We start from the raw sequence: 1,259 nt of genomic DNA on the forward strand, positions 1-1,259 counted from the left end.
AGGCTGTATGGAGGCTGTTTTGACAAAACCTGTTTTTATAAAATCGGATGAAATTCTCTTAGTGATGTGCAGGAATGAAAAAGACGGAATTGCAAAATCTGGTCCTTTTTTCGAAGAAAGTGACATTATCGACTTTATCGACGAAGCCGATAATGCTGTTCAAATCTTTCGCATTGAACCATCAACTAATCGGTGTGAAGATATCTCTGAAGATCTTGCAGAATTCTATATTAAAGAGCGTGAACAAAAGTGTTTTGATGGCATCATCCCTCACGATTTTGTGAAAGACAGTGATGCATACGCTTTCTTTTTAGAACAAATCGAAAAGCAAGAATATGAGGATAAACTTTACGGTACTTACGAAGAGCAGCACCGTTTAACTCTTCGGGATGTCATACCAAACTATCCTCACTATACAGGGCGCTTCTAATAGCACCTCTTCTTTCCTCCTATCAAATAGTCGAAGGATATAAACCTATGAATAATCCTATCACCATTACAAATAACACTGTTAACGGTGAAACCATGCAAACGGTTAATGCTCGTGAATTGCACGAATTTTTGGAAGTGAATTCTAATTTTAGAGATTGGATAAAAAACCGTATTAAAGAATATAATTTCCAAGAAAATCAGGATTTTATAATTTTCGCTAAAATTTTAGCGAAAACCTTAAGAGGTCGACCAAGTACAGAATATTACCTCACATTAGACATGGCAAAAGAGCTTGCCATGGTAGAACGTAATGAAAAAGGGAAACAAGCCCGTCAATATTTTATCGAATGTGAACAGCGTGCAAAGAAAGCTGTAACACCGCAAATCGATTACTCTAGCCCACAAGTCATGTTAGGGGTTTTAAATTATCTCAAAAATGAGAATGAACAAAAAGACAATATGATTGCCGAATTAAAACCAAAAGCTATGGCTCTTGAAAGCTTGCAACGCCATGAAGGGCTCTTCGGTCTTACTGAAGCTGCTAAAATATTAGAGCTACAACCAAAACAGTTCATTCTCTTCTTACAGCAAAAAGAATGGGTTTACCGGCGTGCTCCGAGCACTCCATTGTTACCTTACCAAGACAAAATCAAAAAAGGTCTTATGGATTGTCCCACCATCACTATTAAAACTTCCGAGGGAACAGAAAAAGTCATTCCTTCAGCAAAAATCACAACAAAAGGCATTGGTATGCTTTCTCAAGAAATCAAAAGACAAGGTATGCATTAAGGGTTTATCATCATGGAAAAGAAATACGAATTTACTGA

2 protein-coding genes are annotated in these 1,259 nt (G+C 36.9%); both read left to right on the forward strand.

The features are described 5' to 3' along the window. Nucleotides 1–19 precede the first annotated feature (19 nt). A complete protein-coding gene (locus MCQ_RS04700; RefSeq protein ID WP_035008095.1) occupies nt 20–430 on the forward strand; it encodes a hypothetical protein in 411 nt (136 codons plus the stop codon). Between the two features lie 47 nt (nt 431–477). Beyond that, nucleotides 478–1,221, forward strand: coding sequence for a phage antirepressor Ant (locus MCQ_RS04705; RefSeq protein ID WP_006923864.1), 744 nt, complete (start codon nt 478–480; stop codon nt 1,219–1,221). Nucleotides 1,222–1,259: the final 38 nt, after the last annotated feature.

Origin of the sequence: Candidatus Bartonella washoeensis Sb944nv, assembly GCF_000278135.1 — a bacterium.
GTDB lineage: Bacteria > Pseudomonadota > Alphaproteobacteria > Rhizobiales > Rhizobiaceae > Bartonella > Bartonella washoeensis.